The sequence below is a fragment of the Paenibacillus sp. GL_099_B genome, from assembly GCF_057835695.1.
Genome location: NZ_CM174430.1, coordinates 5,283,553 through 5,310,298 on the forward strand (window position 1 = coordinate 5,283,553; position 26,746 = coordinate 5,310,298).

The window sequence follows — 26,746 nt, forward strand, 5'->3', positions numbered from 1 at the left end:
GTACCTCCTTTAATCTAAAAGTTGCTAAAAGCTACTACTCTTGCTCATTCAATTCATTGATCGAGCGGTCCAGCCACAATTCATACCAGTCCAGAAAACTCAGCCGCTCCGTGTTGCCCATATAATAATCCGGATAAATTCCATTACTGTTCGCTCGATCATCGGTCCAGATCTCTCCGTAGGACAATCCCTTCACAATCAAATTAAGCGACACGCCGCAGCCAAAATCGCTGATTCGCAGCATCCCTGCCGACCATTTCGGATCATAATACTCATGTTCAAGCGCTGCCCACTCGTCCTCTTCTTTGCTGTCGTCGTACCATTCCACATCCCAATTCCAGGATTCCACATGTGGAAACGGCTCAGAAATTGCATTCAACTCATCATCATAATCCATCACCAAATATATGCCGTTCTCAGGTTTTTCCAGCCCATAATAAGGACCTGCACCACCACTTCCAATCACAAGCAAAAAAGCTTGATACTCTTCGGGCAGCTCTATCTTCCATTTCTGTTCAAAAGCTTTAATTTCGTCCAATGTCCATACCGGAGCCATCTCATATTGATGATTCTCTGCCCCAAACAGATTCCGCTTCGGGTCAAGAGTCTGGAGTTTGTTCAACTTTCCCTGTATGCGTTCCAACTGTACCTTGTACATGTACGTAAGCCTCCTTCCATCGCGTTGTACCTATAACGTCAGATTCGGATCAAGTCATTCAAACTATTTTTGCTTTGCAGACTGGGTTTGATGTTAATCCATATTCGGTAGTTGTTCCTTGATATCGCGCACGCATAATTTCCAGGTTCCATCTGGAGCAACACGCCGCCGCATGATTCATCGGGCTCCAACTCACCCCCACTGACATCATCGGCAGCTCCCAGATACACTTTACCGGAAGGGACACGTAGATGGTATACCTGTGCATTCTCCGGTTCCTTCCCCGCATCATCCAGACTCCATGTCACCTCATACTGTCCATCTTCACCCAGATTCAGAAACAAACAGTTGCCTGCATTTACCTCAATCAGTTCATCTTCCGCAATAGACCACCAGTCCGGTGTATCTTCAACACGATGTTTTAGCGCCGCCAGATCATACAGGCACAGTGCTGCCGTATCCGTGAAGAACTGAAACTTCCCGTTCATTCTATCTCTCCTTTCTAATTCAAAATAAACACCTTGACCCTAGGTCAGACCTAAGGTTTATAGTGGAACTATTCCATTCAAGCAGACAGGAGCCAGCATAATGAACAAATACATTACGATTAGCGAATTATCCAAATTAATGCATGTTTCAATCCATCAAATTCGATACTTTGAGGAAAAAGAAATACTTTTCCCGGCATATGTGGATACCAACCACTACCGTATGTATGGAATGGATGAGATCTACCAACTTTCTCACATTCTTTTATTGCGCAAGCTGAATGTCCCTGTTCAGCAAATCAAAGAGTGCATGCTCTCCTATTCCGCAGATGACTATAACCGATTATTAACCGATTCACTTCAAGCTGTACAATCACAGATTGATTCGTTAATGCATATGAAACAATTCATTCAAGGCATATTGCAGGAACAGCAGGAATGGATCAGCCAATCACAGCAGGATCAGTGTATACCCACATATGAGATAAAGGAAATTCCTGTTCGGCATTTCACCACTTGGATCACCATCCAACCAAACGAATCTTTGCATGCCCGTGTACTTTATCAGCATCGTACGGATCAACCTGCATTGTTTGAAATTGATTTACACTACTTGTATACCTTAGATAAGGTTGCAGTCTGTGTTCCGTCTTCTAATGCTACCAGCGATTCTTTTGTTGAAAAAGGGTTGTATCTAACCAGATCATTCACAGTGACATCCGAAGAAAATATTGCCCAGGAAATTCATCACCTTAAGGAATATGCATTTCAAGCCACTTACGTGCTGGTAGACCCTATAATTTTGATTGAAAAGTCCTATCTCTCCATGTTAGGAACTGATCAATTACACTATGAGATTCAGGCCAGAATTGAGGTCACTCCTCCTAAAGTGAAAGAAAGGAACCCATTATGAACCTCACGACTCCAATTCAAATTGTGGACTATGATGATCAAAGTCAACATCAACTGGCTGTCCGAAAGTTAATAGTCCATTCTTTTACAACCAAGTTTGAGGCTCTTGTTCGGCTCGCCCCAACGGAAATAGTTGGCTTGCTTGGCGCTATATGGGTTGAGCAGGGAAACTCACCCTCCGGTAGACAGTTCATTGCTATGGATGGAAACCAGGTTGTCGGGGTTCTATGCCTGAAATGGTGCCTCAAAAACCCCCTACTGAGAAAAAAGGATATCCATCACATTCCACTCCGTAAGCTTTGCAAGCAATACGGACTACGTAATGTCTGCATGTTTATGGTCGGAATGATTGCCCTGGAATATAAGCCAAGTCCACACGAATGTTATATTGAGCATTTGGCTGTAGCTTCAAGTCACCGAAAGCGTGGGATTGCCAGACAGTTGCTGATTACAGCTCAGCAGTTTGCAAACCAACATCTCCATTGTAAATATATATCTTTGCACGTATCCAGCAGCAACACACAAGCCATTCGTCTTTACCAACAATTGAACTTCAGAGTGGAATCATCACACAACAGCATTTCCCGAAAATTCCTGTTCCGTGAACCTGAATGGATTTTCATGATGATCCCTATCTCTAACATACAGGAGGCATTTCAGTGTTTAAACAACAACCCCCTAGACTAAGATTATTTACGACCCCAGTTTTCAAATGGCTGATCGGTGTAACAATCATCATTCTGGCTATTGTGTCTTGGCTGCTCATTCAGAACACATTCAACATGAAAGAAACACGCATCTCCATTCCAACCTCATATGGACAATTAACGGGTATACTCACACTACCCAAACAGCATTCAGATAAGGTTGGCCTTGTCGTTTTTGTACATGGTGATGGTCCGATTAATGCCAGTTATGACGGTGGATACCGACCTTTGTGGGAAAAGCTTGCCATGGCGGGGTATGCCTCCCTCTCGTTGGATAAACCTGGTGTTGGCGGTTCCTCGGGAAACTGGCTTGACCAGACCATGGAGGATCGTGCACAGGATGTCTTAACCGCCATTGAATGGGCCAGAAAAGAACCCTCTATTGATCAAGATCAAATTGGTTTGTGGGGTGCCAGCCAGGCTGGATGGGTCATTCCAAACGTCGTGAAACAAGATCCGGATATTGCATTTAGCATTTTGGTTTCCCCCGCCATCAACTGGATTACACAGGGCAGATACAACACCCGGCAGGAAATGCTCCAGAAGGGATATACCGAGGAAGAGATCACTGCAAGGCAGCTCTATAATGACCAGGTTCTGCAGCTGATTCGAAACAAGGCCACCTATGATGAATATATACTCATAGCTAATAAGGACCAACTCATTTCCAAGGAGCGCTGGACGTTTATCGTCAACAATGTGGAATCGGATGCCACAGATGGGCTCGTTTCGTTTCATAGCCCTGTTCATCTCGTGCTTGGAGGTCAAGATATAAATGTCGATGTTCAAGAGACAGAGCGCGTGTATCGTCAGATGATTCCACAATCACTGCTCAGTGTAACCAAACTACCGGATGCTGATCATTCGATGCTGCCCTCTTCACTGGTGCATTCTACGTTCAAAACCTATGCAACCGCCTTGTTCTCGCCACGAAAACTAATGGACGCACAGTATTTGGATGATATTGTTCAATTTTTGAACTCTATTAAGGATAAATCTTAAAGATTGATTACATTCATTGTATAAGCCACTCCAGCCGACGGATCAGGTCGTTGTCCAGTTCAGATCGACACCATTCCAAATATTGATGAAGGCGCTCCAGCTGTACAATGGTCAATCTAATGCCATAACTGCGATTTGGGAATTCAACCCAGTTGTGTAATTGACGAAGAAGCGTGTGCTTCACCCATTCAGGTTGGGCTGTTGGTAGCAGTCGAAGTAGGAGACCGAGTTGAGTCCATCTATCCATAACAGACATGATACGTAGCACATTTCGGATTACATGAGGCTTGGCAGCTTTATCTGCCAACAGCTCTGCGACTTCATCTGGAGGAATGAGATGAGGATGACGCATCAATGCTCGGCAGGCTTCACGCGAAATACCTGGTTGAGGATCTTGCAGCATATTTATAAAATAAGGACCGTAGGAAGAAGGGTTTAGCCGCGTCAGTCCTCTTATGACAGCCTTCCTTACAGTAACTACTGAGTGCTGCGCATAATCAAACACAACCTCAGCGTCTGCCTTTTCCCCTGTCTCTCCAAGACCGGCAATAGCAGCAGCGAGGTGGCCTCGCTCCTCACTCCAGATCATATCAAGGTACCACTCCGCATAACTCCCCTTCATCCATTGCTTCCCGTGCCTTCGAGCTGTATCCCTTACCGAGAGGTCCGGGTCCAACAGCCGATCCGCTATAATCTCTTTAGCATCCTCAGGAAACATGGTAGCCAAAGACGCCAGACTTTCCCGGCGGATTGAAGGTATACTGTCCTGTTGCATGCGAAGAAGCGCTTCTTTCAGATTCTGTCCTGACAATATGCCATCCACCCGCCACGCCGCCCACCTACGGATGGATGGATCGTCGTCACGCAGTGCCTGCTCTATAATCATGCCGTTATCTGTTCCATTTTCTTCAACCGATATGCGAAACGCCAGGCGACGAATATAGGCATCCGGTGATACCCTTGCCGAATGAATGACATACCTGCATTCCTTTTGACGCAGCAAGTTATGAATAGATTCAATCCACTCCTCGAACAAATCCCGGCCACAGATTCGAAGTCGTTCCACCAATATGATATTTTCCATCCATAGCTTAGCATATTCGGGCTTGCGCTTGCGCTCGAGTGCCAATTTGGCCAAATCACGGATTTCGGGCACCCAATCATTTAAACGAAGCAGCAAATAAGGAAAGGTATACGGTTGATCGTTCTCGATCATTTTTCGAACCGCTGCCTCTCTGATGTATCCACTCCAATGCATCGTCAACACAGAAAGTCGGGTAGCACTCGCTAGATCCATGGTACACATTTCTCGTTCGACAGACTTCTTCCATTCCAGAGGAGACGGACGCCATTCCCTTACATGTTCATTCAACCAAACCAGTTCCGTAAGAGGACACACCGCAAGCAAAGTGGCGACCGCCTGCTCCGCTGCTTGACTAATGGCTGAATGACGATTATCCATCATCCGTAGTATGGCCGGAATTGCTGCATAGACCCTGGACAGGCCCACTTCACGCAGTTGTTCAACTGTTTGTTGAACATTCCGGTTCCCAATCGATTAATTTTTTCCTGAAATTCCGAAGAAAATTGACGCAACCTAATCCGCTCCTTCCCATTCTGATCCAGGTGAAAAATCAGAACCATATCCAACCATTATATCAAGCCGTACACAAGGGTTAAAGGAACCTCGGGGCTATCCTTGATCCTGCTGCACTTTAGAAAATTGAAGGTGTTAGCAAACAAGGTTAATCTCTTCATTTTTTTAGCAAAAATGACGATATAATCATAACTGACTTTTTTTGATTTTGTGGAGGAAACCATGGCTATCAACCTTAGAAGAGAACCTTTTCGCTATACTTTAAAGGAACCGATAATGTTCGAAATTTTTATTCTCAGCATTAACGGCGCCTCTGCACCACCCAAACCCATTCAAGCGGAATTATGCGATATCAGTCGATCCGGCTGTCAGCTTTCATTTCCGTTAAATCTACATGTGGAGTCCAATAACATCCGAATCGGCATGAACTTGCTGCTTTTTGAAGACCCCTTGTATTTGGAAGGAACGCTGCGCTGGGGCAAAGAAGAGAATAACCGATGGCACTACGGCGTACAGCTGGAGATCAAGCAAGGCAATCATGAGCGTTTATCCAGAGAAATGAGAATGCTTGCGGGGCAAGGCAAAATTATGGTGAAGTAGTAACCCGGGAAGCACCAACCTAACAAAAAAACAGCCCGGTGAACCGGACTGTTTCAATAATTTTAGTTATTCAGGCTGCTTTGGTCGCAGTCGTAGTATTGTCCATCTTGGACCAATCCACTGTGGTTTCGAGCAAAAGTGACACCACAACTCCAATGACAAGCCCATTGCTAATGATCGGAATGAGATACATGGGTAGAGCCTGAAAAGCTTCAGCAGGGATGTTCATTACAGCAACACCTGTAAGAACCGGAAGTGCCACACGATAGATTGTTTTGGAATTAAAGGTGGTGCCTTCAAGTGTTCTTAGAGCTGTACCAAACATTTGCAAATAGGCAACAAATAGCACGGCACTCCCTACACTGGGAGGAATTTGTGCGAAAAAGGCTGTCACAGAAGGCGTCAGTCCTAATATACATAACATGCCTGCTCCAACAACAAACGCAGCCCGTTTCAGAATACGGGTGCTCTCCAGAAAACCAATCGAAGAGGCAAATAATCCGAACGGCAGCACACCTACACACGCAGATAACATGGTGAACAATCCCGTAAGCATGTATGATCGTTTATATTGTTGGCTGGACGTTTGCACTCCATATATTTTTTCGACAGAGCTTAACGTGGTTATGGAGTTTGTCATATTCACCAGCCCGACAAAAAAAGCTGTGATGACAATACCCGGTTCCCACTTCGGCGTCCCCCACGGAAACCAGGAAAACAGGTTTAAATTCTGATGACCGGATGCTCCTGCATGCTGTCCAGGGAATACAAAACTGTAGGCAATCCACCCCGTCACGATGCCAATCAGGATGGAGTAGTTACCGAGCTTGCCTTTTCCCTTAAGCTGGATTAAGGCCACTAGAAACGCTATGGCAACGGACAACGCCGCTACAGGCAGGTTAAAATTGCCGAACTCGGTATATCCTATCATGCCTTTGAAGAAATTCATGGTCAATTGAATCGTCATCAGAAATAACATCGCACTCTTGACCATTGGTGTGAACAGCTTCTGAAGCACATGCGCTGCTCCAAGTCCGCCCAGGATCATCATCGTCAGACCCGCTAACAGAAAACCCGCAGCCAATCCTCCCCCGATACGTTCCAAACTCATGCCGGCTGATGAAGCCGAGGCCGTTAAGCTTAGTGTCAGCCCCCACCATAATCCCGAGGGACCATCCATCACGGCATAACGATGTCCAAAGAACGCCTGTAATATACACACAGCCCCAGTAAGCAAAAAGGCATGCTGCATCGACGCAGCAATGGCCTCCTGTGAAAGCTGAAAATTATGTCCGATGGATAACGGCACCACCACAGTGTTGGTAAACAGGAAGAAGAACCACTGAATGCCTGCCAATGCAAGCGATGACGCACCCTTTATATTATTTTGCAAAGATTGCTCTTGATGTCTGTTCATGATTGAGTTAACATTCGCTCCATTTCTTTATAATGATGCCTCCGGGCATGCGCAAGTGCTGTAACTCCGTCCCGGTCAGCAATGAAAGGATCAGCACCATATTGCAAAAGCAATGCTACGATCTGCTGATGACGAGTGCCGCCATCCCCCAGAATGACCGCTTCCAGCAAAGCTGTCCAGCCCAGATTGTTGATATGGTTCACATCCACATCCGTGCATTTCAGAAGGATCTCCACAATATCGACATGACCTCGATCTGAAGCAGGAATCAGAGCTGTGCCACCAAACCGATTCGTAATCCGGGTATCAGCACCTGCTTTTATAGCCAGTTCGACCATTTTACGCAAACCTTCCGCACTGGCATACAGCAGCATGTTATCCAGTCGTTGATCCTGGATGTTCACATCCGCCCCCGCTTCAATAAGTGTGCTTGCCGTCTCTGGCTTGTTGCCATGTACCGCGGCCATCAGAGGTGTCCGTCCTCGCGCATCGCGGTCATCCACTCTGGTTCCTTGTGCGATAAACCGCAGCACATCATCCGTATGTCCAGCTTCAGCAGCTGCATGTATTGTTTTCAGCATCGCACCTTCACCCTCCAATTTGTCGTCATCCTCACGGCATATATTCAATACATCATAATCTACATGTGTGATTAGAAGTGTTTAAACCTTATGTATGTTAACATAGGATAATAGTATATTAAAAATACATGTTTTGTTGGTTTCCCATATGAAAAACATATCGCTGCAAATAAGGAGAACACACGTGGATATCAAACAATGTCGCTATTTCATCGCGATTGCCGAGGAGAGACAGATCACGGCGGCAGCGCGCAGATTACACATGGCTCAGCCTCCTTTAAGCCAGCAGCTCAAGCTGATGGAAGACGAACTCGGCGTAGCTTTATTTGAACGCAAAGGACGCAGCATGGAGCTGACACAGGCCGGTCGAAGCTTCTATGATTATGCGGTTACGATGACCAAATACATGGAAGAAGCTGTCATGGAGATGCAGAGCTTCCGCTATGGTATTCGGGGCAAGTTGTCGCTTGGCATTAATACCATTTCAGATCGTTTGATCCCGCAGGCGCTCCAGCAGTTTCGGACAACACACCCTCAGGTGACCTATAAAATTCAGCAAAATGAATCTGCACAGCTCTGCCAGCTCTTGGGTGAAGGCAAAATCGAGCTTGCCTGTGTGCGGATGCCTGTCAAAACAGAGCAATATGAAGTGCTGCATCTACCGCAGGAAGCTCTCTTCTATATTTCCTCCACACCGCTGAAGTCAGCGGATGAGCGTGGGATTTATTTTCAAAAGCTGGCCGATATCCCTCTCTTGCTTCCTAGCACTGAAGGACTCGGGATGTTCGAACTGATATTACAGAAATTCCGTGAGCATCACGTGAATCCTTCCATTGCTGGCGAATGCTCGGATATTAACATGTTGTTGGAACTTGTACGACTCGGTTTTGCAAGCTCCATCGTGCCTCATACGGTTCTTCAGCTTTATCATGAGCATCCGTTTCATATCTATCGTATTCAAGACGCGCAATCTGCCGTAGATTCTGCCCTTGTGTGGCATCGCAATCGTCATCTTTCCAAGCCCGCGCAGCACTTTGTGCAATTGGTTCAGGAGCTGCTACCTTCACGCTCGGTATAGTGTCCAGCAGACATCGGCCATCAAGAATATCGGCCATATACTAAAAAGCAGCAGCCTTGCCGGAATAATTCCATCCGGAAAGACTGCTGCTTTTTGATGTTCGTTAAGCTTTTGCCGTGAACAACAATTCTTTTTCCTTAATCGTTGTACGTCCGGCAGACTCAATTGAATTATATTGATGCATGTTCGTAATGATGACTGGCGTAATCGTTGTGTAACCAGCTTTTTCGATTTCTTCCCGGTCGAATTCCATCAGCACATCACCAACGGCAACCTTCGCTCCTGCTTGAACTTTAGGCGAGAAGAATTGACCTTTCAGTTTCACGGTATCAATCCCGATGTGAATCAACATTTCAGCGCCGTCATCACTAACGAGACCAATGGCATGTCCACTCTTCGACAACGAGAATACTGTACCGTTAATTGGAGAAACCACACGGCCTTCCGACGGCTGGATGGCAAAACCTTTACCCATAATCTCTTCCGAGAATGCAGGATCTGGAACTTCACTTAGTGATTTAACTTCACCAGTAATTGGGCTAAATACGTCTTGATCCAGTGCTTTAGTTTCTTCAACAGCAGTTACTGTGGAAGCAGAAGTCGTTGCTGCTGGTGTTGTAGGCTCAGCAGCTGGTACTGCTTCAGGAACATCTTCAAATCCAATGATATACGTCAGAACCGCTGAAACTACAACAGCAACGATAATTCCGATCAGAGCGTATACAAATGTCGGACCAATAATCATCGGAATCCCGGAAAGACCTGCCAGACCACCGATGACATAAGCTTTGGTTTGGAAGAAACTAACGAACGCTCCACTAATTGCTGCACCGATCAGGGCTGCGACAAATGGTTTCTTGAAGCGCATGTTAACCCCGTACATTGCCGGTTCTGTAATTCCCATAAGCGCAGTAACACCCGTTGATGCAGACAGGGACTTGATTTGTTTGTTCTTGGATTTTAAAGAAACACCCAGAGCACTACCTGCTTGTGCAAAGTTTGCCATCATCATAAGTGGAATCAGGTAATCATATCCCAATGTTGCAATAGAACCGATCATGATTGGAACCAGTGCATAGTGCATACCTGTAATAATCAGGAGTGAGAATGCACCGCCCACAAGCAATCCTGCAAATAAACCTGCGTTGTTGAATAACCAGTTAATTCCGTCTGTCAAACCATTACCGATAATAACGCCAAGTGGTCCTACAGCGATCATCATCACAGGAACAATAATAAGCAAAGTAACTGTAGGTACAACAATTAACTTAAGAGATGCATGTGTAACTTTATCAATGGCTTTCTCTACATAAGAAGCCAGCCAGATCGCAATCAGAATCGGAATAACCGATGATGCATATGTCGCTGCTACAACTGGCAAACCGATGAATGATACATTTTCTCCTGGTGCAAGCAAAGCTGTAATGGTCGGGTGCATAACCGATGCACCAATGGCCGCACCGATGTACATGTTGCTGCCGAGTTTACGAGCGGTACTAATCCCGAGAATGATCGGCAGGAAGTAAAACGCACCGTCACCGATTGCCGACAGAATGATATACGTAGAACTTGTAGCATCGATCCAGCCAAAGGTCAGGAGCAATGCCACAATACCTTTGAGCATCCCCGCACCGGTGATCGCTGGTAGGATTGGTGTAAACACGCCTGAGATGAAGTCAAATACAGCACTCAGCGGATTTTTCTTTTTACTTGTTCCACTTGAAGCAGCTGGTTTGGCATCAGGGGATTTGGACATGTTGCCTACAAGTGCATTATACACAACAGGCACATCGTTCCCGATAATGACCTGGAACTGTCCACCATTCTCCATAACGCCCATAACGCCAGGTGTATTTTTCAGCGTCGCTTTGTCCGCTTTTTTGTTGTCATTCAGGTTAAACCGGAGTCTTGTCATACAGTGTGTGACTTGATCGATGTTCTCTTCGCCACCGACAAGCTTCAGAATATCCTTGGACAATTGTTGTTTATCCATTGTGTTTTGCTCCTTTTATGTGTAATGAAGGTTAAAAAAAAACCTAAACACTGAATAATGACAAAGCAGTTTCAGCTTATCATTATTCAACGTTTAGGTTTTGCCTTTTTTGCAGTAACAATCCCAATTATTCAATTGTTTGTTCAGTTCTGACAACTCGCTCAATATGAATGGTCAAATATAGGATTTCTTCCTTGGATAAGACCCGGCTATAGATCTTCCGAGTATAGTCGTTAATCTTACAAGCACAAGCATGTGCCTCAGGATATTGTTTGCTCACCAGGTCATGAAGCGGATTATCTGCTTCCTTATCTTCAATCGCTGTACCGTGTAGTACGCGCTGAGCAAAGAACTTCAAATGTGTCAGGAATCGATAATAACTCAGCGAATCCTCATCCAGCTCAATGACAAAGCTGCGTCGTACAATGTTGAGTATATCTTTTACGATATTCGTAATGCTGATGGTTTCTCTCATCTCACCGTTCATCTGGGCATTGACCAGATGCATTGCGATGAATGCGCATTCGTCTTCAGGAAGCAGGACACCCAATGTTTCTTCAATAATCTGAAGTGCCTTGAGCCCAATGGCATATTCCTTGCGGTACATGCGCTTGATCTCCCAGAATAATGCATTACGAATCTGCAAGCCTTGACGATGCCGGTCAATGGCAAAATGAATATGATCCGTAAGTGAAATGTAGATGCTCTCATGAAGCTTCTCACCCAACACGGTCTCTGCATAACGGATAATTTCATCCGAGCATTCAACATATTCAACTGGAATATCTGACAGAAGCGTTTTCAGTTTCTGCGATACTTCCTTGCTTTCCAATGAGAATATTTTTTCGACCAGACTGTCGTCTATCGTTTCACCAGTATGCTTTTTGAAGGCTATGCCCCGTCCCATGACGACCAGTTCGTTTCCTCCTGGATCAATCACAGTAACTACATTGTTGTTCAGCACCTTCTCAATTTTCATTTCTTCACATCACCTTGCACCGTCAAAGTAGTAAAAGGCAAAACCAAAGCTGGTCATGATACACATGCCCCGCTTCTGGTTTTGCCTGATTGAACAGTAACAATCCAGTATTCATTAGCCTTAGGCCCATCTTACCATATAATTATCCATCTGACAATGTTTTTGTGAAAGCGGTTAATGTGCTTGAATATGACACAAGAAGATGCTGCCCACATATGTCTTTGGAACTAGAAATTAATGGTTTTCGGATTTTAGACTTGCGCCGTTTGTACCAATAACTTCTTTGTACCAATGGAATGATTTTTTCTTGTAACGATCAAGGGTACCTGATCCATCATTGTTACGGTCCACATAGATGAAGCCATAGCGTTTCTTCATTTCTGCTGTGGATGCACTCACCAGATCGATGCAGCCCCATGAGGTATAACCCATGACTTCAACGCCGTCTTCAATCGCTTCACCTACTTGCACCAAGTGATCATTCAGGTATTGAATCCGGTAATCATCATTCACTGTTTTATTGCCATTTGCGTCTGTGATCAGCTCATCGACTGCACCCAAACCATTTTCGACAATAAACAATGGTTTTTGATAACGATCCCAGTATTTATTCAGCGTTACGCGCAGGCCTTGCGGGTCAATCTGCCATCCCCATTCACTTGCTTTGAGGTAAGGGTTCTGTACACCTGCAAACAGGTTTCCTTTGCCTTCAACACGTTTCTGTGGGTCACCTGTCTCACAAATACTTACATAGTAACTGAACGAGATGAAGTCCACCGTATGTTTCAAAATTTCAGCATCGCCATCTTCAAACTTGATGTTGATATTATTCGCTTTGAAGTAACGATTGATGTATTTCGGATAATAGCCACGTGCATGAATATCGGCAAAGATGTCATTCCGCTGTTCTGCATGCATTGCAGCTACCACATCATCCGGATTTGGTGTCAATGGATAGGTTGGCATACTGAGTACCATACAGCCAATTTTCGCTTCAGGCATAATCTCATGACCCAGTTTTACTGCCAGCGCACTTGCCACCAGCTCATGGTGGATTGCTTGGTACAGATCCTGTTTGGACAGTTCCGCTTTTGGTGTAAAGATGCCGCCACTCATGAATGGTTCTTCCAGAATGGAGTTAATTTCATTAAACGTCAGCCAGTATTTTACTTTGCCTTTGAAACGGTTAAACAAGACGGTTACATAACGCTCGTAGAAATCAATCATTTTCCGGTTAACCCAGCCGTCATACGTTTTGGACAAATGCAGCGGTGTCTCATAATGAGAAATCGTTACGAGGGGTTCAATCCCGTATTTGTGGCACTCGTCAAACAGGTCATCATAGAACTGCAGACCTTTTTCGTTTGGCTCCAATTCATCACCTTTAGGGAAAATACGGGACCAGGCAATGGATGTACGGAATACTTTGAAGCCCATTTCAGCAAACAACTTAACATCCTCTTTGTAACGGTTGTAGAAATCGATACCGATCAATTTCAGGTTATCCTCTGTCGGTCCTTCCGTTCTTGGCGTCGTAATCCCATGGGGCATTACATCCTGAACAGACAGGCCTTTGCCATCTGTATTGTAGGCTCCTTCGAGCTGATTGGCTGCGACTGCGCCGCCCCATAGAAAATCCTTCGGAAATGGTGTTGTCATATCTGTCATTCCTCTCTGGTTACGTTGTACTCATTCTTTGTTAAAACTGTTGACCCTATGCCCGTGAACACATCAAAAAGCGGACATTGCGCAACTAAAAGGGCTTCAGATCAGCCTGCTTTCTGTTGGGTTTTGCCCGCTTTATGCGGTAACAATCCTCGAATAGCCTAATTACTTACAGCGATCCGGGTTTAAGATACAGGAATCAGATCAAATTATAGTTGCTCACCATTGCTGGCAATTACGTTTTTGTACCAGTCAAATGAATCTTTCTTCGAACGTTTGAGTGTTCCGTTACCTTCGTCGTCCAAATCCACGTAGATGAAACCATAACGTTTGGACATTTCAGACGTGGACATGCTCACGAGGTCAATCGGGCCCCATGCTGTAAATCCAATCAGATCCACACCGTCTTTGATCGCTTCTTTCATTTGTTCGATGTGTTTCTTCAGGTAATCCACACGATAGGAGTCATGAATTGAACCGTCTTCTTCAACACGGTCATATGCACCCAGGCCATTTTCTACGATGAACAATGGTTTCTGGTAGCGATCCCAGAAGTTATTCAACGTTACGCGCAGACCGATCGGATCGATCTCCCAGCCCCAGTCGGAAGCTTCCAGATAAGGGTTTTTCACACCGCCAGTCAGGTTACCTGTTGTTTCTTCTTTGTCTGCGGATGCAGATTTGGTTACGGACATGTAGTAACTGAAGGAAATGAAATCAACGGTATTATTGAGCAAGATCTCATCATCGCCTGCTTCTTTCTGAATCACAATGTTGTTTTCTTCAAAATAACGAGCCATGTAGTTCGGGTATTGACCACGAGCATGCATATCCGTAAAGAAGAGGTTAATCTGATTCTCATGTTGCGCCAGACGAACATCTACCGGATTACAAGTCGCCGGGTACGTTTCCATACGAGCAAGCATACAGCCCACTTGGGAACCAGGAATAATCTCATGTGCAAGCTTGGTTACCAGTGCACTTGCTATAAATTGGTGATGCAGCGCTTGATATGTCGTTTGCAGTTGGTTGTCTACTTTATCGATCAGGATACCGCCGCCTGTGTACGGGCTAAACAGCATCACGTTGATTTCGTTAAACGTCAACCAGTATTTCACTTTATTTTTATAACGGTTGAACACAGTCTCTGCATATCTCACATAGTGCCCAATCAGTTCACGACCTGCCCAACCATTGTATTTCTGTGTCAGACCCAGCGGAGTTTCATAGTGAGACAAGGTTACCAGCGGTTCAATGCCGTATTTCAACAGTTCGTCGAAGACATCGTCATAGAATTTCAAGCCAGCTTCGTTCGGCTCTTGGTCGTAACCATTCGGGAAAATACGTGCCCAGTGAATGGACAAACGGAACACTTTGAAGCCCATTTCAGCAAATAATGCGATATCTTCTTTATAGTGATGATAGAAATCAATACCAAAACGTTTAGGGAAACGTTCTTCAATTTTGCCGGAAAGAATCTCTTCAATTCGTGTAGAGGAGATTTCCATGGCATGTCCGCCTGTACGCTTCTCTTTGGGAACATGCGCAATCATATCCGCAGTAGAGAGACCTTTGCCGTCCTTATCGAATGCACCTTCTAATTGGTTGGCAGCTGTAGCGCCTCCCCACAGGAAGTTTTCGGGGAATCCTTTTTTTGCCGTGGTCATAACGAACAACCTCTTTTCGAATTTTATTTGGGTTTTTCCCGAATACAGCGGCTGTATTTCAGGCCAAAAAACAAGAAAAACCTAAACTCAAGGTAAAATAGCTCGCAAAAAAAGAGCCTTCATTTCACCATCAGTTTAGGTTTTGCCTGTCTGCACAGTTACAATCCATCAAAAGATGTTATTGCGTATTCGGTTGTTTTTCTCTTGTAATGTAAGCGTAACATATCTTTTTTGCAAAATCAACTTTCCGCTTAATGCACTCGCTGACCACCTTTGGACGTTATCGAGGCATTCGCATAATTGCTGCTCTTAGGGCATTTGTATCCCCGCTTTCGAGGTAGCTGGCAGGACTTTCGTCTCCCAATGCAGGAACTTTCATGTCTATCCATCTTAGCGTATATTCACCCATTTCACATAATATAACCTTGCCTAATATCTGCCGGAATCCCCCGCTGCTCTGCACATTCAGCCCATTTTGGTTCCACATGTAAATATGATTTTTCAAAGAGTTGCACAAATGAGTCCCAACTGCCTTGATTGAACTCCGCCAGATATAAATCTTTCATACTCATGTAAATTTCCTCCCTGAAATAGACATCGTAACCCCCAAGTCCTACGAAAAGCAATTCATCCTTAAGCCGCTTGAAACCGATTTTGAAAAAGGTAGACTTAATTTTAAATGTTTTTCGGGAAGATGGATAGCCAAGGAGGAACACAACAATGACTGAAGAAGCAAACACATCCGGTTGGGATGCCATTGATACAGCAGTTGGCAAGTTATATGGAGATCAGGAACCACTTCACTATGGTACAGCCATTCCTTATATGCTCGGTGGGCCTGATCCACTGAATGGAATTAGCGTATACAAAATGGATGCCCCCATTCCTCACTGGCATTTCATTACCTATGGTTTTTCAGAACTGTATGAGAAGGAATCGGACGATCTCGAGCATAGCGGTTATGGATTTGAAATGACGTTTCGGCTTACCCGGAGTGAGGGTGAGTCCACACCCCCGTCTTGGGCTCTGAATCTATTACAGAACGTTGGACGATACGTTTTTACTAGTGGGAACGTATTTCATGCGGGAGATTACATGGATGCAAATGGCCCTATCTGTCTCGGCTCAGATACGTTACTTACCGCACTATCTTTTATAGAAGATCCTGATCTGACTGAGATCTCCACACCCAATGGAACGGTAAAATTCATTCAGATGGTGGGAATCACCGGTCTGGAACTCGAAACGATGCAAACATGGAATACCCGCGGGTTGTTAGCAGCCTTTGTTGAATTCATGCCAAAATACGTTACGGATCTTATGAGAAATTCATATTTGGATATCCCCTCAGTGATACAGGCTGTTGAGCGCGGGATTGAAGAGGAAGGTTCCAGTACAGCATTTTTATTCATACAACAACTGGCCTGGACATCTCCACGCAAGAGAATACTGCAAAAAAGTGTACCCGCTGAACTCCAGATCGGAGCAAAACAGGCTCAAATTATCGGAAAAATACTACGCAGCCGCTTTTCAAAAGGCGCTCCACTGTCCCTAATCGGATCAGGAGTGAACATTACGTTCGAAGCCGGAGGGACACCTTCATTTTCTGAGGATGGCAACCAGATTAAGGTAATTGTGAATGAACAAGCCGTAATGGATTTGTTAGCCAACCTTCGCCCTGTCGAGCAAACATTTGAAATTGCTTCACTACCCGGCGTTCTCTTTCGAATTGCCCGCACTGAAATTACCGATCAGGATGGTCATGTGATCGAAACCATCGGTTGATCACAAGGAGGTAACCATATGTCAAGCACATCTTCCTTACGGAAGAGCTGGTCCGAGAACGAAATTTACGCTCCCGGTATGGCACATATTCAATATTTAACGAAAACCAATCTGGACAGAATTCGCAAAATTAATCATTTCCTGATTAACGCCTTCCAGCAGAGTCTCTCGGATATCAAAGAAAACCTATCCAGCACGTATCTCTTCCTGCTCACCGACGCGCATGGAGTTCTGCTTGCCATGGATCACAGCCCTGATTTGGAAAAGGTGGTGAAACAGTCACCCATCCGTCCGGGTATGATCTTTACAGCAAGAAGCTGTGGCGTCAATGCCATATCCGAATCAATGGACAAACAAGGGGCTGTTCAGCTGTCCCCTGAGCAGCATGAAAACCCGCTTTTTCAGAGCTGGCATTGCTACGCTGCACCTTTGTCTGTAGGTCTTCAACATGTTGGCTACCTAGACGTCTCCACCATTAATGCAGACATCCAGAGTGAGCTGATTGCAATCGCCAAGCTGATCCCGGCCCACATGCAAAATCGGTATCAATCTAACCTTGCCTCATCGGTAACGGAGCAGCCATCGATTGAATTCACCAAGCGACAGTTAACCATTCTGAAAATGATCTCTAGCGGACTGACGGTTAAAGCAATTGCTTTGAAATTAAAAATAAAGGAATGCACCGTAAATCATCATAAAAAAGTGATTTTTAACAAATTAGGTGTACAATCCAGCACGGAAGCTGTTTCAATTGCCAGCCGTCTGTCTTATTTATAAAGGTACCCCTATAGATTCCTATAGGTGGTCAACACGAACATCTGTGCTAAGATTTTTAGGTACACATGAATTAGAGAGAGAAAAGAACACACACACATTTTCAGGAGGGTAATATGTCTAATCCAAAAAAAGCTTCATTGTTTGCCATGTTAATTATGATTCTGTTGGTTGCTGCAGCCTGCGGCGACAAAGCGGATAACAACGCCAAATCGAAGGAATCCACTGCAACAGAAACCACTGCCAGCACAGATACAGACACAGCCAAGACAGAAGATACGGAGAACACGGAGAGCTCCGAAGCATCCACTTCCGAGTCCAAGGAAACAGATAACTCCAAAGACGTTGAATTGGGAACTACGGAAAAAGGCTCTTACAACAATGACTATTTCGGTGTTTCGTTGAAATTCCCCGAAGCTTGGGAGTTCCAGGATGCCGCAGGCATGAACGAGCTGACTAACGCTTCCTCCGAAGTTATTGCTGGAGACGATGAAACGAAGAAAAAACAAATTGAACTATCTCAGGCCAAAACACTGAACCTGTTGATGGCTTCACAATATCCATTGGACGGAAGTCAAGTTGGCCCTTCCGCCATGGCGATTGCTGAAAAAGTAAGCCTGCTGCAAGGAATTCGCACCGGTAAAGATTATCTGAAAGCAACGAAGAAATTCATGGAGGACAGCCAGTTCCCTTATGAATACAAGGAATTCACAACCGAAACCATCGGTGGCAAAGAGATGGATCTGATGCAAATTACGATGGATGCGGGCAATGGTTCAACCATTACACAAGATTACTACAGCACCATTATTGAAGGTTATGCATTCAACTTCATCTTCACCTATTTGGATGATACTACAAAGGCCGAGATCGACAACATCAAGAAATCGGTTCAGTTCAAATAATACACTCACTGTCACAGTACCTACTGTGCATGAATAGAACCCCGCGCGATGACCTTCTACAGATCATTGCCGGGGTTCTTTTTCGAATAAAAATGAATGTTTCACCTTATCCGGAAATGGCCACCCAATGTCCCTCTTTTACTTCCACCCACCGGGACTGTTCCAGATTATAGCGATCTTCCACTTCCACCGTCTCTCTTGGGGCTTCGTTTACAGCATGACGTTTTTTCTTCGCTTCCACAGCCGGGTCCGGAACCGGAATAGCCGATAACAAGGCCTTTGTGTACGCATGCTGAGGGTTCGAATATAGTTCTTCACTTTCTGCTAACTCCACAATCTTCCCGTTATACATGACAGCTACACGATCACTGATATGTTTAACCATGGACAAGTCATGTGCAATGAACAGATATGTCAGACCGAGTCGCTGCTGCAATTCTTCAAGCAGCTGTACGATCTGAGCCTGAATGGACACATCCAACGCAGACAAAGGCTCGTCACATACAATAAATTCAGGTTCCACAGCCAGCGCACGAGCGATTCCGATCCGCTGTCGTTGACCACCCGAAAATTCATGAGGGTATCGCTGGGCATGAGCCGGATCGAGCCCCACCATCTCCAGCAATTCCTCCACACGCTTTTCCCGCTCAGCAGGGCTGCCGGCAAGATGGTGTATATCCAAGGCTTCCCCAATAATGTCCATAATTCTAAATTTCGGATTAAGCGAGGCATACGGGTCCTGGAAAATAATTTGCATATGCCGCCTCATCGTTTTCATCTCTGAGGCAGAGAGGCGGTTGAGCGGCACTCCCTTAAACAGCACATCCCCACCTGTAGGTTCATGCAGTCGTAGAATCGCTCGGCCTGTAGTCGATTTCCCACTGCCTGATTCGCCTACGACCCCCAGTGTCTCCCCCTGGCGAATCTCGAAACTGATATCGTTCACAGCTTTTAAAGTGTTGCCTTTACCCAAATTAAAATGCTGTCTGAGGGACTTCACTTCCAGTAAAGGCTGATCATCTTTCAGATCGCGTGGCACCAACGAGACGAGTTTTGGCTTTTTCTTCTCATCCAGTCGAGGTAATGCATTCAACAGCCTGGACGTGTACGGATGCTTCGGATTTGCAAAAATCTCTGTAGTTGTGCCGGATTCCACAATCTGCCCGTCTTTCATGACCACGACCCGATCACACATGCCTGCCACTACTCCGAGATCATGGGTAATCAGAATAATAGAAGTTCCCAGCTGTGCCTGCATATCTTTCATCAAATTTAGGATTTGGGCCTGGATAGTAACATCAAGCGCAGTTGTAGGTTCATCCGCAATCAGCAATTCAGGACGGCAAGCAAGAGCAATAGCGATCATCACCCGCTGACGCATACCTCCGGAGAATTCATGTGGGTACTGGTTGAAACGTATTTCACTCCGGGTAATACCAACGAGCTCCAGCATGGCAATCGCCTGCTTCTTCGCTTCTCCTCTGGAAAGCTTCTGATGTTTAATCAGACTTTCGGTGATCTGTTTTCCGATTTTCACGGTCGGATTAAGAGAGCTCATAGGGTCCTGAAAGATCATGCCGATGTCACGGCCACGGATACTCTCCATCTCTTTTTGCGTTTTATGGACCAGGTCTACCCCTTTAAACAGGATCTCACCCTTTTTCATCTGCGAAGGAGGAGAGGCAAGCAGCCGCATAATGGAACGTGCCGTAACACTCTTCCCACTGCCGGATTCCCCTACAATGCCAAGCGTTTCCCCTTTCCGCACTTCAAAACTGACTTCTTTCACCGCCTGAAATTCACTCTCTCCGGAATGAAAAGAAACGGACAACTCATTTACTTTCAACAAAGGTTGCATGTGATCACCAGCCCTCATCCATATTTTCACATGTGCTCATATGTATACTCTTCCATACCTTGACAATTAAATAGACTCTAAATAATATATACTATATCAATCGGAATAATGCAATTTAAAATGAGATGAAAGGAGGCTCGCATGGTTTGAATCTTGCAAAAGGCAGCAAAATGTCACAGCTTGTTTACACCCTGGGATTTAATTATGGCAAAATGCTGCTTCATCCCTCCTATCGATATGTTCTATTTATTCTCGGACTGCCCGTTAATTTGGTTGTGCTTCTGCTCTGGCAATCCAGACGAAAAAGGGATGGCTGGGCCGTGGTTCAACAAGCTGTTGAGCGCGATATGCTCTCCACTTCTTACCGGGATAAACTTCGAATGGACGTTGAAGAACAGTTGAGGCGTAAACACCGTTTCTTTCGGCAGCAAGTTAGTGAGGCAGAGTTTAAGCGTCAGACCGAGGAGTGGCTGGAGGAATCCGTTCAGAAGGAGTTAAAGGAACGAACGTTCAGCAAGCTTCAGGAACAGGGAAAACAGCGACTGACGATGGCTGATACATTCCAATCGATGATTGATAAACCTTGGTTCCTTGCGATATCAGTTATTCCGGGCTGTCTGATGTACGCCATGATGTTTTTGTATGGCAATCCTTATCTAAAGTACATATTCGAAAGAATTCTGATGACGGTATTCGTCATTCTGGGCGTAGCTACACTTGTATTCACCATCTTGTACCTGTCCCCATTCAATCCGGCGGCCAACATTCTCGGAGAGACAGCGACACAGGAACAGATTGCAGCTTTTAACCATGTCTATGGCCTGGATCAGCCCTATCTTGTCCAGCTCTGGAACAATATCAAGGGCATAGCGCTATTTGATCTCGGCAAGTCTTTTTCAGGGAATGAAGATGTCACGGCTACAATCACCAGAAAGTTTCCAATCACGTTAACACTGGCCGTTATCTCCTTGCTGCTTGCCCTTGTCATTGCATTGCCAATCGGCATCATCTCGGCGATCAAGCCCAATTCACTGTTTGATTACACATTCATGTTTATTGCATTGATTGGATTATCGATTCCGAATTTCTGGCAAGGACTGATTTTCATCCTGAATTTTTCGATCAAGCTGCAGTGGCTTCCCGCTACCTTCAATCCACAGAACTGGCTATCTATTATTATGCCAACGATTGTTCTGGGAACCGGATTAACCGCTGCGGTGGCCCGTATGACTCGGTCTTCCACACTGGAAGTTATTCATGAGGATTACGTGATGACTGCTCGTGCCAAAGGATTAAGTGAACGACAGGTTCTGCTGAAACATGCTGTGCGCAATGCGCTAATTCCAATCGTAACCGTTGTAGGTCTTCAATTCGGAGGCATGCTTGGCGGGGCGGCTGTAACGGAGAAAGTATTTAATATCAGCGGACTTGGCAGCTACATTGTGGATAAACAGTTTATCCCTGATATTCCGAGCATTATGGGCGGGGTCATATACACAGCGATTACAATCTCCATCATCAATGTTGTGGTAGATCTGTTGTACGCTTTTGTCGATCCCAGGGTTCGTTCCAAGATGAAACAATATTAAAGCAGGTGCACTATGACAAAATCGGGTTCACTTACACAAGAAATGCGTTTTCGGCTTAAGTCTTCACAGGAGTACAGTCAGGCAAGCTTCGCCTGGGTCACTTCCCTTCTCTTGTCAGTGTTACTGTTGTTCAACAGTTATGACTGGGGCCTTCAGGAGTTCAGACCATTTCTGCTGACTGCGCTCGGAATCTACCTATTTTTCACGCTAGTCCAGACTGTGCTGACGCTCCGGATTCGGAGAGACCTAATTCAGAAGGGGACAATCTCTGTCCTGACTCGCCGACTCGCTTGGGTCCAACTGTTGGGTATCATTTCAGGCAATATCTTTATCGTGACGGCCGCCTTTCATCTGATCAAGAAAACAAAGAGCATTGAGTATACATTTGCGGTGTATATGCTGCTGACCCAGCTGTTCGTTATTGGGGTCTCGGCACTCAATATGTTTAAACCATATGTTGCGGATACGTTTTTGCCAGCCATGGCTGTGCTCATACTTGTGCTTGTCATTGATCTAGTGGTGCTGTTTATCGTATCCCGGTATACCTCAGCCTCGATCATCCCACGCTGGATGCTGGGCGTGAGTGTGATCCTGATTCTGACTTCGGTCACAGGGAATGTGTTCGCACTGCTGCTGGGTATTTCCATCATTGGACGAATCCGCAGACAGGGTAAACAGAAATCCAACTTCTGGAATGATCTGTGGGAGCGTCTTGCTCCGAATGTCACCGCAATGTCCGGTTTGTTTTTTATCATTTTCCTGTTCTCGATATCGATTTGCAGCTTCTTTACTTTTGATTACAGCATGGCTGTAGAAAATAACTACTCGGCCTTACTTCAGTCTCCATCGCTCGCTTATCCCTTGGGAACAGATGACTTTGGACGATGTTTATTTTCCCGGATTGTATTCGGTGCCCGTATATCATTAATCGTTGGCTTCATGTCAACCCTGATTCCGGTACTGATAGGCGGTATTCTCGGAGCCTTCTCGGGATTCTATGGAAGACACACGGACAATATCATCATGCGACTGCTGGATATTCTCTATGCTATTCCGGGTATTCTGCTCGCTATCGCCATCATTGCGGCGTTCGGGGCCAATACGGTCAATCTTATTCTCGCACTCAGCTTGGGTTCGATCCCAACTTATGCACGAACCATGAGGGCTAGTGTGCTCTATGTATCTACTTTTGAATTTGTTGAAGCTGCACGTGCACTGGGTTACAACAATCGCTCCATTATTTTCAAACATATTATTCCGAACTCGCTCGCACCCATGATTATCAAGTCTACACTTACGATTGGCGGAGCGGTCATTGCCACCAGCAGTCTGAGTTATTTGGGGCTCGGCGTGGAGCCGCATATTCCCGAGTGGGGCAACATTCTCAAGCTGGGGAGCACTTATCTGGAAACCCATTCGTATCTGGCCATCTATCCAGGTCTTGCGATCATTCTGCTCGTACTCTCGTTCAACTTTCTTGGTGACGGACTACGTGATGCGCTTGATCCGAAGCTGGAAAAGGCTTAACCGATTCTACAATATTCAACTCAATTTGAATTCCATTGATTATGAACTTATCTGGAGGTATTTTCATGAAAAAACGCATGCTGATAGCAATACTATTAACTTTTGTCCTTGTGGTCTCTGGTTGCAATGTGAAGACCAAGACGGAATCCCAGTCAGAAACCGCACCGTCCGATACAACAGAAAACACGCAAAACCAAAAACCGGTAGACATCGAATTACTGGCTCAGAGCTCTTCCGAAAATGACGTGAACATTATCCGCGACCAACTTACCAAGAATGGCTTCAATGTCAAGCTGAACTTACAGCCGGATTACGGCAGCTACAAATCCCAGCAGGATGCAGGCAATTATGACATTGCGCTGTCCAGTTGGACAACGGTAACCGGGAATCCGGATTATGCAGTTCGTTCACTCTTCAAAACAGGCGGAGACTACAGCATTCTGGCTGATGAGGAAATCGATAAACTTATTGACCAGGCCGCTACCCAGACTCCAGACGAGTACAAGGATACGTATAAACAATTGGAGGACCGCTTGGTAACCGATCAAGCCTATATCGCTCCGCTGTACATTTCCCTGAAAAGTCAGGCTGTGAACAAAGACATTCTGAATGCAGACACCGTTCGCTTGTCCAAATCCCGCGCCATGGCATGGGAACCTATTGAATTCAAAGACAGCTCCAAAAATACAAAAGAACCATTAATTCTGACACAAAGCGCCTCCGTCCTGACTTCCCTTGACCCGATCAAAGGAAATGACGGTTCCATCAACCAACTGAACACCAACATGTATGTACGTCTCGTTAACCTGACAGATGACGATCAGCTTACAGCAGAGGGTTCCCTCTCTCACAATTTCAGCATTGCTGAGGGGAACTCGGAGTATTACTTCATTCTCAGAGACGATATCAACTTTGCCAAGATTGATAATAAAAAAGCGGTAGATACGGGAGAACGTGTCGGTGCAGATGACGTCATCTTCTCTCTCGATCGTGCCAAAAACAAAGATTCCGTACCGGATCACCGGACATACAGCCTGCACGAACATATCAAGGAAGCCGAGTTGGTAACAGACTTGAGCACCTTGGAATCCATTCAGCAATCCAGTGGCAGCGGTACGATTAAAGAAGCATTGGAACAAGGGCTTGGCACCAAAATTACGGAACTGGTCACGGACAAAAACAAAGCCGATAACGCTGCCGGGAAGTATCAGGTTGTGAAACTCACAACCACGGAACCTTTCCCGCAAGTATTGAACTATCTGGCTCACCAATCTGCTGGCATTGTGTCCAAAAAGCAGGTGGAGAGCATTAATACGTATGATGTAGCTTCGTTTGATGTGAATAAAGACATTCCTTACGGAGATCAGAATACCGTGACTGAAGGTGCTGCGTACAACAACACCCTGTATGCCAGCGGCCCATATATCTTGGCATATAAAAATGATTACGAAGGTGTATTCTATCAGAATCCCGGATACCGTAAAGGCTCTGAGTATGCACCCAAAATCTCTCAGGTGAATGTTCGATTCATCTCTGATGCCGACAGTGCGTTGTCTGCTCTTCGCAGCAGTGAAATCCACCTGTACTACGGAGTATCCGAAACAAAGTATGACATCATCAAAAATGACAGCAAGTTGCAATTGCAGAGCATTCCGAGCAATGCGGTCTCCTATCTGCTGTTCAACACAGCCAATCGGGAAGTTGCCAAGAGCAGTGACCTGAGAAAATCCGTGCTGTACTCCATCAATCAGGATGACATTTTGCAGTTCTACAAAAACAACAAACTTAAGGCATACTCTACAGTAAGTCCACTTGTGCAGACCGGGAATGAATTGAAGTCCGATCCGGCAAAAGTGAAAGAATTCTTGAGCGCCTACCAGGCTTCCAAGTAACAATAAAGATAAACGGCTGTCACCCGGATCACTCCAAGATCCGGATGACAGCCGTTTTATTTTATAGAAAGAATATATTATGATGAGCAGTCTGCCTGATACCTTCGCTGTACGCCAGGCAACAGAGTGACGATCTGGATCCCCACTCCCCAAGCAAAATAGACCAGATGGATAACAGATACATGCTGGATCCAGTATACCTGTACCATAATCCAGATGATCAGAGCAAATCCCGTATATAAGGAGAACGTCCATCCCCAGTATTGATTCGAGTAAAGATTTAGTTTTTCACCTATTTCCCAGTGAGTGCGACGAATGAGTGAAATGGCAACGATCATCGGCATAACACCAAGAACCAACAATAGTATAATTCCCGGGATCAGAAAACTGCCAAACGGGGAATGTTCCAACAATGAATCCGGCATTTTGACAAGGTTTCCCGATGGATCGATAATGAGTGCTCCCCCTCCAATGATCGCACCAATGGCCAGTAACCCCTGCACAATAATGAGCGCCCACGATCTTTCAGGTCCACATTCACGCTTCATTCCATCATCACTAGTCCTCATCCCTCACCCTCCAGACATGTTATACAGATTTCACTGAAAGTTCTATTCCATTTTCACATATGGAGAGGGCTGATTCCTGTGCTCTTTCTCACTAAAATCGTCCAAAAAATTCGATTATGGTAAAACTTGATAAAAGAACGTACGTTCGGTATAATAGAGATATACTTAATGAGCGAGAGGCAGATATGGACGACAAATTTATTAAGGAACTACGCGAGATTAGTCGGGATGACAGACGAAGGTCCGAATTTATGATCCAAGGCATGAAGGAAACACTGCAGGGAAGAAAAGATGAAAGTATATTCAAGCGCTGGATTCGGCGTAAGAAGACAGAGAAGAAAATTTCACAACGATTCAATCAGGATCCCTCTTCGGATCAAAAGTAACCACATAAAAAGGAGGCGGAATACGCCTCCTTTATTATTTATATGAATGCCTATTCGTCTAGACGTTGTATTGATCAGGATGCTTCTTCCTGTCAATATTCTCTACCCTGGAGCAAG

The 26,746-nt window shown here is 45.3% G+C and carries 24 protein-coding genes; 12 read left to right on the forward strand and 12 right to left on the reverse strand.

The window, feature by feature from the left end:
• Positions 1-34: 34 nt before the first annotated feature.
• Together AC3ITG_RS24020 and AC3ITG_RS24025 are read right to left on the reverse strand one after the other, a co-directional pair.
• On the reverse strand, positions 35-658 hold the full coding sequence (locus AC3ITG_RS24020; protein WP_489251565.1) for an SMI1/KNR4 family protein: 624 nt from the start codon (positions 656-658) through the stop codon (positions 35-37).
• Between the two features lie 38 nt (positions 659-696).
• Entirely contained in the window at positions 697-1,146 is a 450-nt protein-coding gene (locus tag AC3ITG_RS24025) for a DUF6386 family protein (RefSeq protein WP_489251566.1), read from the reverse strand.
• A 100-nt stretch (positions 1,147-1,246) separates the two neighbouring features.
• Between AC3ITG_RS24025 and AC3ITG_RS24030 the strand changes: the two genes are divergently transcribed.
• The 3 genes from AC3ITG_RS24030 (at position 1,247) to AC3ITG_RS24040 (ending at position 3,767) form a co-directional block, all read left to right on the forward strand.
• Positions 1,247-2,059 (forward strand): MerR family transcriptional regulator, encoded by an 813-nt coding sequence (locus AC3ITG_RS24030; RefSeq protein WP_489251567.1) that lies wholly within the window; start codon positions 1,247-1,249, stop codon positions 2,057-2,059.
• Positions 2,060-2,403: 344 nt separating this feature from the next.
• On the forward strand, positions 2,404-2,745 hold the full coding sequence (locus AC3ITG_RS24035; protein WP_489254523.1) for a GNAT family N-acetyltransferase: 342 nt from the start codon (positions 2,404-2,406) through the stop codon (positions 2,743-2,745).
• Positions 2,718-3,767, forward strand: a complete 1,050-nt coding sequence (locus AC3ITG_RS24040) for an alpha/beta hydrolase family protein (protein WP_489251568.1) — start codon at positions 2,718-2,720, stop codon at positions 3,765-3,767. The genes AC3ITG_RS24035 and AC3ITG_RS24040 overlap by 28 nt, the downstream gene beginning before the upstream one ends.
• Before the next feature lie 13 nt (positions 3,768-3,780).
• Here the strand turns inward: AC3ITG_RS24040 and AC3ITG_RS24045 are convergent, their stop codons facing one another.
• Positions 3,781-5,232, reverse strand: a complete 1,452-nt coding sequence (locus tag AC3ITG_RS24045; protein WP_489251569.1) for a HEAT repeat domain-containing protein — start codon at positions 5,230-5,232, stop codon at positions 3,781-3,783.
• 354 nt (positions 5,233-5,586) lie between these two features.
• Between AC3ITG_RS24045 and AC3ITG_RS24050 the strand changes: the two genes are divergently transcribed.
• On the forward strand, positions 5,587-5,964 hold the full coding sequence (locus AC3ITG_RS24050) for a PilZ domain-containing protein (RefSeq protein WP_489251570.1): 378 nt from the start codon (positions 5,587-5,589) through the stop codon (positions 5,962-5,964).
• Between the two features lie 70 nt (positions 5,965-6,034).
• Here the strand turns inward: AC3ITG_RS24050 and AC3ITG_RS24055 are convergent, their stop codons facing one another.
• Positions 6,035-7,381 (reverse strand): uracil/xanthine transporter, encoded by a 1,347-nt coding sequence (locus AC3ITG_RS24055; protein ID WP_489251571.1) that lies wholly within the window; start codon positions 7,379-7,381, stop codon positions 6,035-6,037.
• Entirely contained in the window at positions 7,378-7,962 is a 585-nt protein-coding gene (locus tag AC3ITG_RS24060; RefSeq protein WP_449006608.1) for an ankyrin repeat domain-containing protein, read from the reverse strand. Before AC3ITG_RS24060 ends, AC3ITG_RS24055 begins: the two co-directional genes overlap by 4 nt.
• Before the next feature lie 184 nt (positions 7,963-8,146).
• Here AC3ITG_RS24060 and AC3ITG_RS24065 point away from each other — a divergent pair, with 184 nt between their 5' ends.
• Positions 8,147-9,040: a LysR family transcriptional regulator gene (locus tag AC3ITG_RS24065; RefSeq protein WP_076287948.1), complete on the forward strand. Its 894-nt coding sequence runs from the start codon at positions 8,147-8,149 to the stop codon at positions 9,038-9,040.
• A 103-nt stretch (positions 9,041-9,143) separates the two neighbouring features.
• Here the strand turns inward: AC3ITG_RS24065 and AC3ITG_RS24070 are convergent, their stop codons facing one another.
• The 5 genes from AC3ITG_RS24070 to AC3ITG_RS24090 all read right to left on the reverse strand — a co-directional run bounded on the left by AC3ITG_RS24070 (position 9,144) and on the right by AC3ITG_RS24090 (position 15,916).
• The gene (locus AC3ITG_RS24070) at positions 9,144-11,033 is read right to left on the reverse strand and encodes a beta-glucoside-specific PTS transporter subunit IIABC (RefSeq protein ID WP_489251572.1); all 1,890 of its coding nucleotides are present in this window, start codon (positions 11,031-11,033) and stop codon (positions 9,144-9,146) included.
• A gap of 127 nt (positions 11,034-11,160) precedes the next feature.
• Positions 11,161-12,012, reverse strand: coding sequence for a BglG family transcription antiterminator LicT (gene licT, locus AC3ITG_RS24075; protein ID WP_053781440.1), 852 nt, complete (start codon positions 12,010-12,012; stop codon positions 11,161-11,163).
• A gap of 234 nt (positions 12,013-12,246) precedes the next feature.
• Positions 12,247-13,671, reverse strand: a complete 1,425-nt coding sequence (locus AC3ITG_RS24080) for a glycoside hydrolase family 1 protein (RefSeq protein ID WP_489251573.1) — start codon at positions 13,669-13,671, stop codon at positions 12,247-12,249.
• A gap of 215 nt (positions 13,672-13,886) precedes the next feature.
• The gene (locus tag AC3ITG_RS24085; protein WP_489251574.1) at positions 13,887-15,344 is read right to left on the reverse strand and encodes a glycoside hydrolase family 1 protein; all 1,458 of its coding nucleotides are present in this window, start codon (positions 15,342-15,344) and stop codon (positions 13,887-13,889) included.
• A gap of 410 nt (positions 15,345-15,754) precedes the next feature.
• Entirely contained in the window at positions 15,755-15,916 is a 162-nt protein-coding gene (locus tag AC3ITG_RS24090; protein ID WP_413028461.1) for a hypothetical protein, read from the reverse strand.
• A gap of 148 nt (positions 15,917-16,064) precedes the next feature.
• On the opposite strand from AC3ITG_RS24090, the gene AC3ITG_RS24095 reads away from it, so the two are divergent.
• From AC3ITG_RS24095 to AC3ITG_RS24105, 3 genes are all read left to right on the forward strand, one after another.
• A complete protein-coding gene (locus AC3ITG_RS24095) occupies positions 16,065-17,129 on the forward strand; it encodes a suppressor of fused domain protein (RefSeq protein WP_489251575.1) in 1,065 nt (354 codons plus the stop codon).
• Positions 17,130-17,147: 18 nt separating this feature from the next.
• Positions 17,148-17,906 (forward strand): helix-turn-helix transcriptional regulator, encoded by a 759-nt coding sequence (locus AC3ITG_RS24100; RefSeq protein WP_489251576.1) that lies wholly within the window; start codon positions 17,148-17,150, stop codon positions 17,904-17,906.
• 113 nt (positions 17,907-18,019) lie between these two features.
• Complete coding sequence (locus tag AC3ITG_RS24105; RefSeq protein WP_163761383.1) at positions 18,020-18,808, forward strand: hypothetical protein; 789 nt, start codon at positions 18,020-18,022, stop codon at positions 18,806-18,808.
• A 106-nt stretch (positions 18,809-18,914) separates the two neighbouring features.
• Here AC3ITG_RS24105 and AC3ITG_RS24110 read toward each other — a convergent pair whose 3' ends face one another.
• Complete coding sequence (locus tag AC3ITG_RS24110) at positions 18,915-20,666, reverse strand: ABC transporter ATP-binding protein (RefSeq protein ID WP_163761441.1); 1,752 nt, start codon at positions 20,664-20,666, stop codon at positions 18,915-18,917.
• Between the two features lie 146 nt (positions 20,667-20,812).
• Here AC3ITG_RS24110 and AC3ITG_RS24115 point away from each other — a divergent pair, with 146 nt between their 5' ends.
• The 3 genes from AC3ITG_RS24115 (at position 20,813) to AC3ITG_RS24125 (ending at position 25,674) form a co-directional block, all read left to right on the forward strand.
• Positions 20,813-22,255 (forward strand): ABC transporter permease, encoded by a 1,443-nt coding sequence (locus AC3ITG_RS24115; RefSeq protein WP_489251577.1) that lies wholly within the window; start codon positions 20,813-20,815, stop codon positions 22,253-22,255.
• A gap of 12 nt (positions 22,256-22,267) precedes the next feature.
• Entirely contained in the window at positions 22,268-23,782 is a 1,515-nt protein-coding gene (locus AC3ITG_RS24120) for an ABC transporter permease (protein WP_489251578.1), read from the forward strand.
• 65 nt (positions 23,783-23,847) lie between these two features.
• Positions 23,848-25,674 carry an ABC transporter substrate-binding protein gene (locus tag AC3ITG_RS24125; RefSeq protein ID WP_489251579.1) on the forward strand — a complete coding sequence of 609 codons (1,827 nt, stop codon included), beginning with the start codon at positions 23,848-23,850 and terminating at the stop codon, positions 25,672-25,674.
• A gap of 77 nt (positions 25,675-25,751) precedes the next feature.
• Here AC3ITG_RS24125 and AC3ITG_RS24130 read toward each other — a convergent pair whose 3' ends face one another.
• A complete protein-coding gene (locus AC3ITG_RS24130; RefSeq protein ID WP_489251580.1) occupies positions 25,752-26,243 on the reverse strand; it encodes a hypothetical protein in 492 nt (163 codons plus the stop codon).
• A 185-nt stretch (positions 26,244-26,428) separates the two neighbouring features.
• Here AC3ITG_RS24130 and AC3ITG_RS24135 point away from each other — a divergent pair, with 185 nt between their 5' ends.
• Positions 26,429-26,629, forward strand: coding sequence for a hypothetical protein (locus tag AC3ITG_RS24135; protein ID WP_413372884.1), 201 nt, complete (start codon positions 26,429-26,431; stop codon positions 26,627-26,629).
• The last annotated feature ends 117 nt before the right edge of the window (positions 26,630-26,746 follow it).

What these genes read in the sequence shown, in the direction of transcription:
- AC3ITG_RS24025 (WP_489251566.1), bottom strand. Translation starts at nt 1,146, where the DNA reads ATGAACGGGAAGTTTCAGTTCTTCACGGATACGGCAGCACTGTGCCTG.
- AC3ITG_RS24125 (WP_489251579.1), top strand. Translation starts at nt 23,848, where the DNA reads ATGAAAAAACGCATGCTGATAGCAATACTATTAACTTTTGTCCTTGTG.
- AC3ITG_RS24120 (WP_489251578.1), top strand. Translation starts at nt 22,268, where the DNA reads ATGACAAAATCGGGTTCACTTACACAAGAAATGCGTTTTCGGCTTAAG.
- AC3ITG_RS24095 (WP_489251575.1), top strand. Translation starts at nt 16,065, where the DNA reads ATGACTGAAGAAGCAAACACATCCGGTTGGGATGCCATTGATACAGCA.
- AC3ITG_RS24135 (WP_413372884.1), top strand. Translation starts at nt 26,429, where the DNA reads ATGGACGACAAATTTATTAAGGAACTACGCGAGATTAGTCGGGATGAC.
- licT (WP_053781440.1), bottom strand. Translation starts at nt 12,012, where the DNA reads ATGAAAATTGAGAAGGTGCTGAACAACAATGTAGTTACTGTGATTGAT.
- AC3ITG_RS24080 (WP_489251573.1), bottom strand. Translation starts at nt 13,671, where the DNA reads ATGACAACACCATTTCCGAAGGATTTTCTATGGGGCGGCGCAGTCGCA.
- AC3ITG_RS24100 (WP_489251576.1), top strand. Translation starts at nt 17,148, where the DNA reads ATGTCAAGCACATCTTCCTTACGGAAGAGCTGGTCCGAGAACGAAATT.
- AC3ITG_RS24055 (WP_489251571.1), bottom strand. Translation starts at nt 7,381, where the DNA reads ATGAACAGACATCAAGAGCAATCTTTGCAAAATAATATAAAGGGTGCG.
- AC3ITG_RS24130 (WP_489251580.1), bottom strand. Translation starts at nt 26,243, where the DNA reads ATGAGGACTAGTGATGATGGAATGAAGCGTGAATGTGGACCTGAAAGA.
- AC3ITG_RS24085 (WP_489251574.1), bottom strand. Translation starts at nt 15,344, where the DNA reads ATGACCACGGCAAAAAAAGGATTCCCCGAAAACTTCCTGTGGGGAGGC.
- AC3ITG_RS24110 (WP_163761441.1), bottom strand. Translation starts at nt 20,666, where the DNA reads ATGCAACCTTTGTTGAAAGTAAATGAGTTGTCCGTTTCTTTTCATTCC.
- AC3ITG_RS24060 (WP_449006608.1), bottom strand. Translation starts at nt 7,962, where the DNA reads ATGCTGAAAACAATACATGCAGCTGCTGAAGCTGGACATACGGATGAT.
- AC3ITG_RS24020 (WP_489251565.1), bottom strand. Translation starts at nt 658, where the DNA reads ATGTACAAGGTACAGTTGGAACGCATACAGGGAAAGTTGAACAAACTC.
- AC3ITG_RS24035 (WP_489254523.1), top strand. Translation starts at nt 2,404, where the DNA reads ATGATTGCCCTGGAATATAAGCCAAGTCCACACGAATGTTATATTGAG.
- AC3ITG_RS24105 (WP_163761383.1), top strand. Translation starts at nt 18,020, where the DNA reads ATGTCTAATCCAAAAAAAGCTTCATTGTTTGCCATGTTAATTATGATT.
- AC3ITG_RS24030 (WP_489251567.1), top strand. Translation starts at nt 1,247, where the DNA reads ATGAACAAATACATTACGATTAGCGAATTATCCAAATTAATGCATGTT.
- AC3ITG_RS24090 (WP_413028461.1), bottom strand. Translation starts at nt 15,916, where the DNA reads ATGAGTATGAAAGATTTATATCTGGCGGAGTTCAATCAAGGCAGTTGG.
- AC3ITG_RS24050 (WP_489251570.1), top strand. Translation starts at nt 5,587, where the DNA reads ATGGCTATCAACCTTAGAAGAGAACCTTTTCGCTATACTTTAAAGGAA.
- AC3ITG_RS24045 (WP_489251569.1), bottom strand. Translation starts at nt 5,232, where the DNA reads ATGATGGATAATCGTCATTCAGCCATTAGTCAAGCAGCGGAGCAGGCG.
- AC3ITG_RS24070 (WP_489251572.1), bottom strand. Translation starts at nt 11,033, where the DNA reads ATGGATAAACAACAATTGTCCAAGGATATTCTGAAGCTTGTCGGTGGC.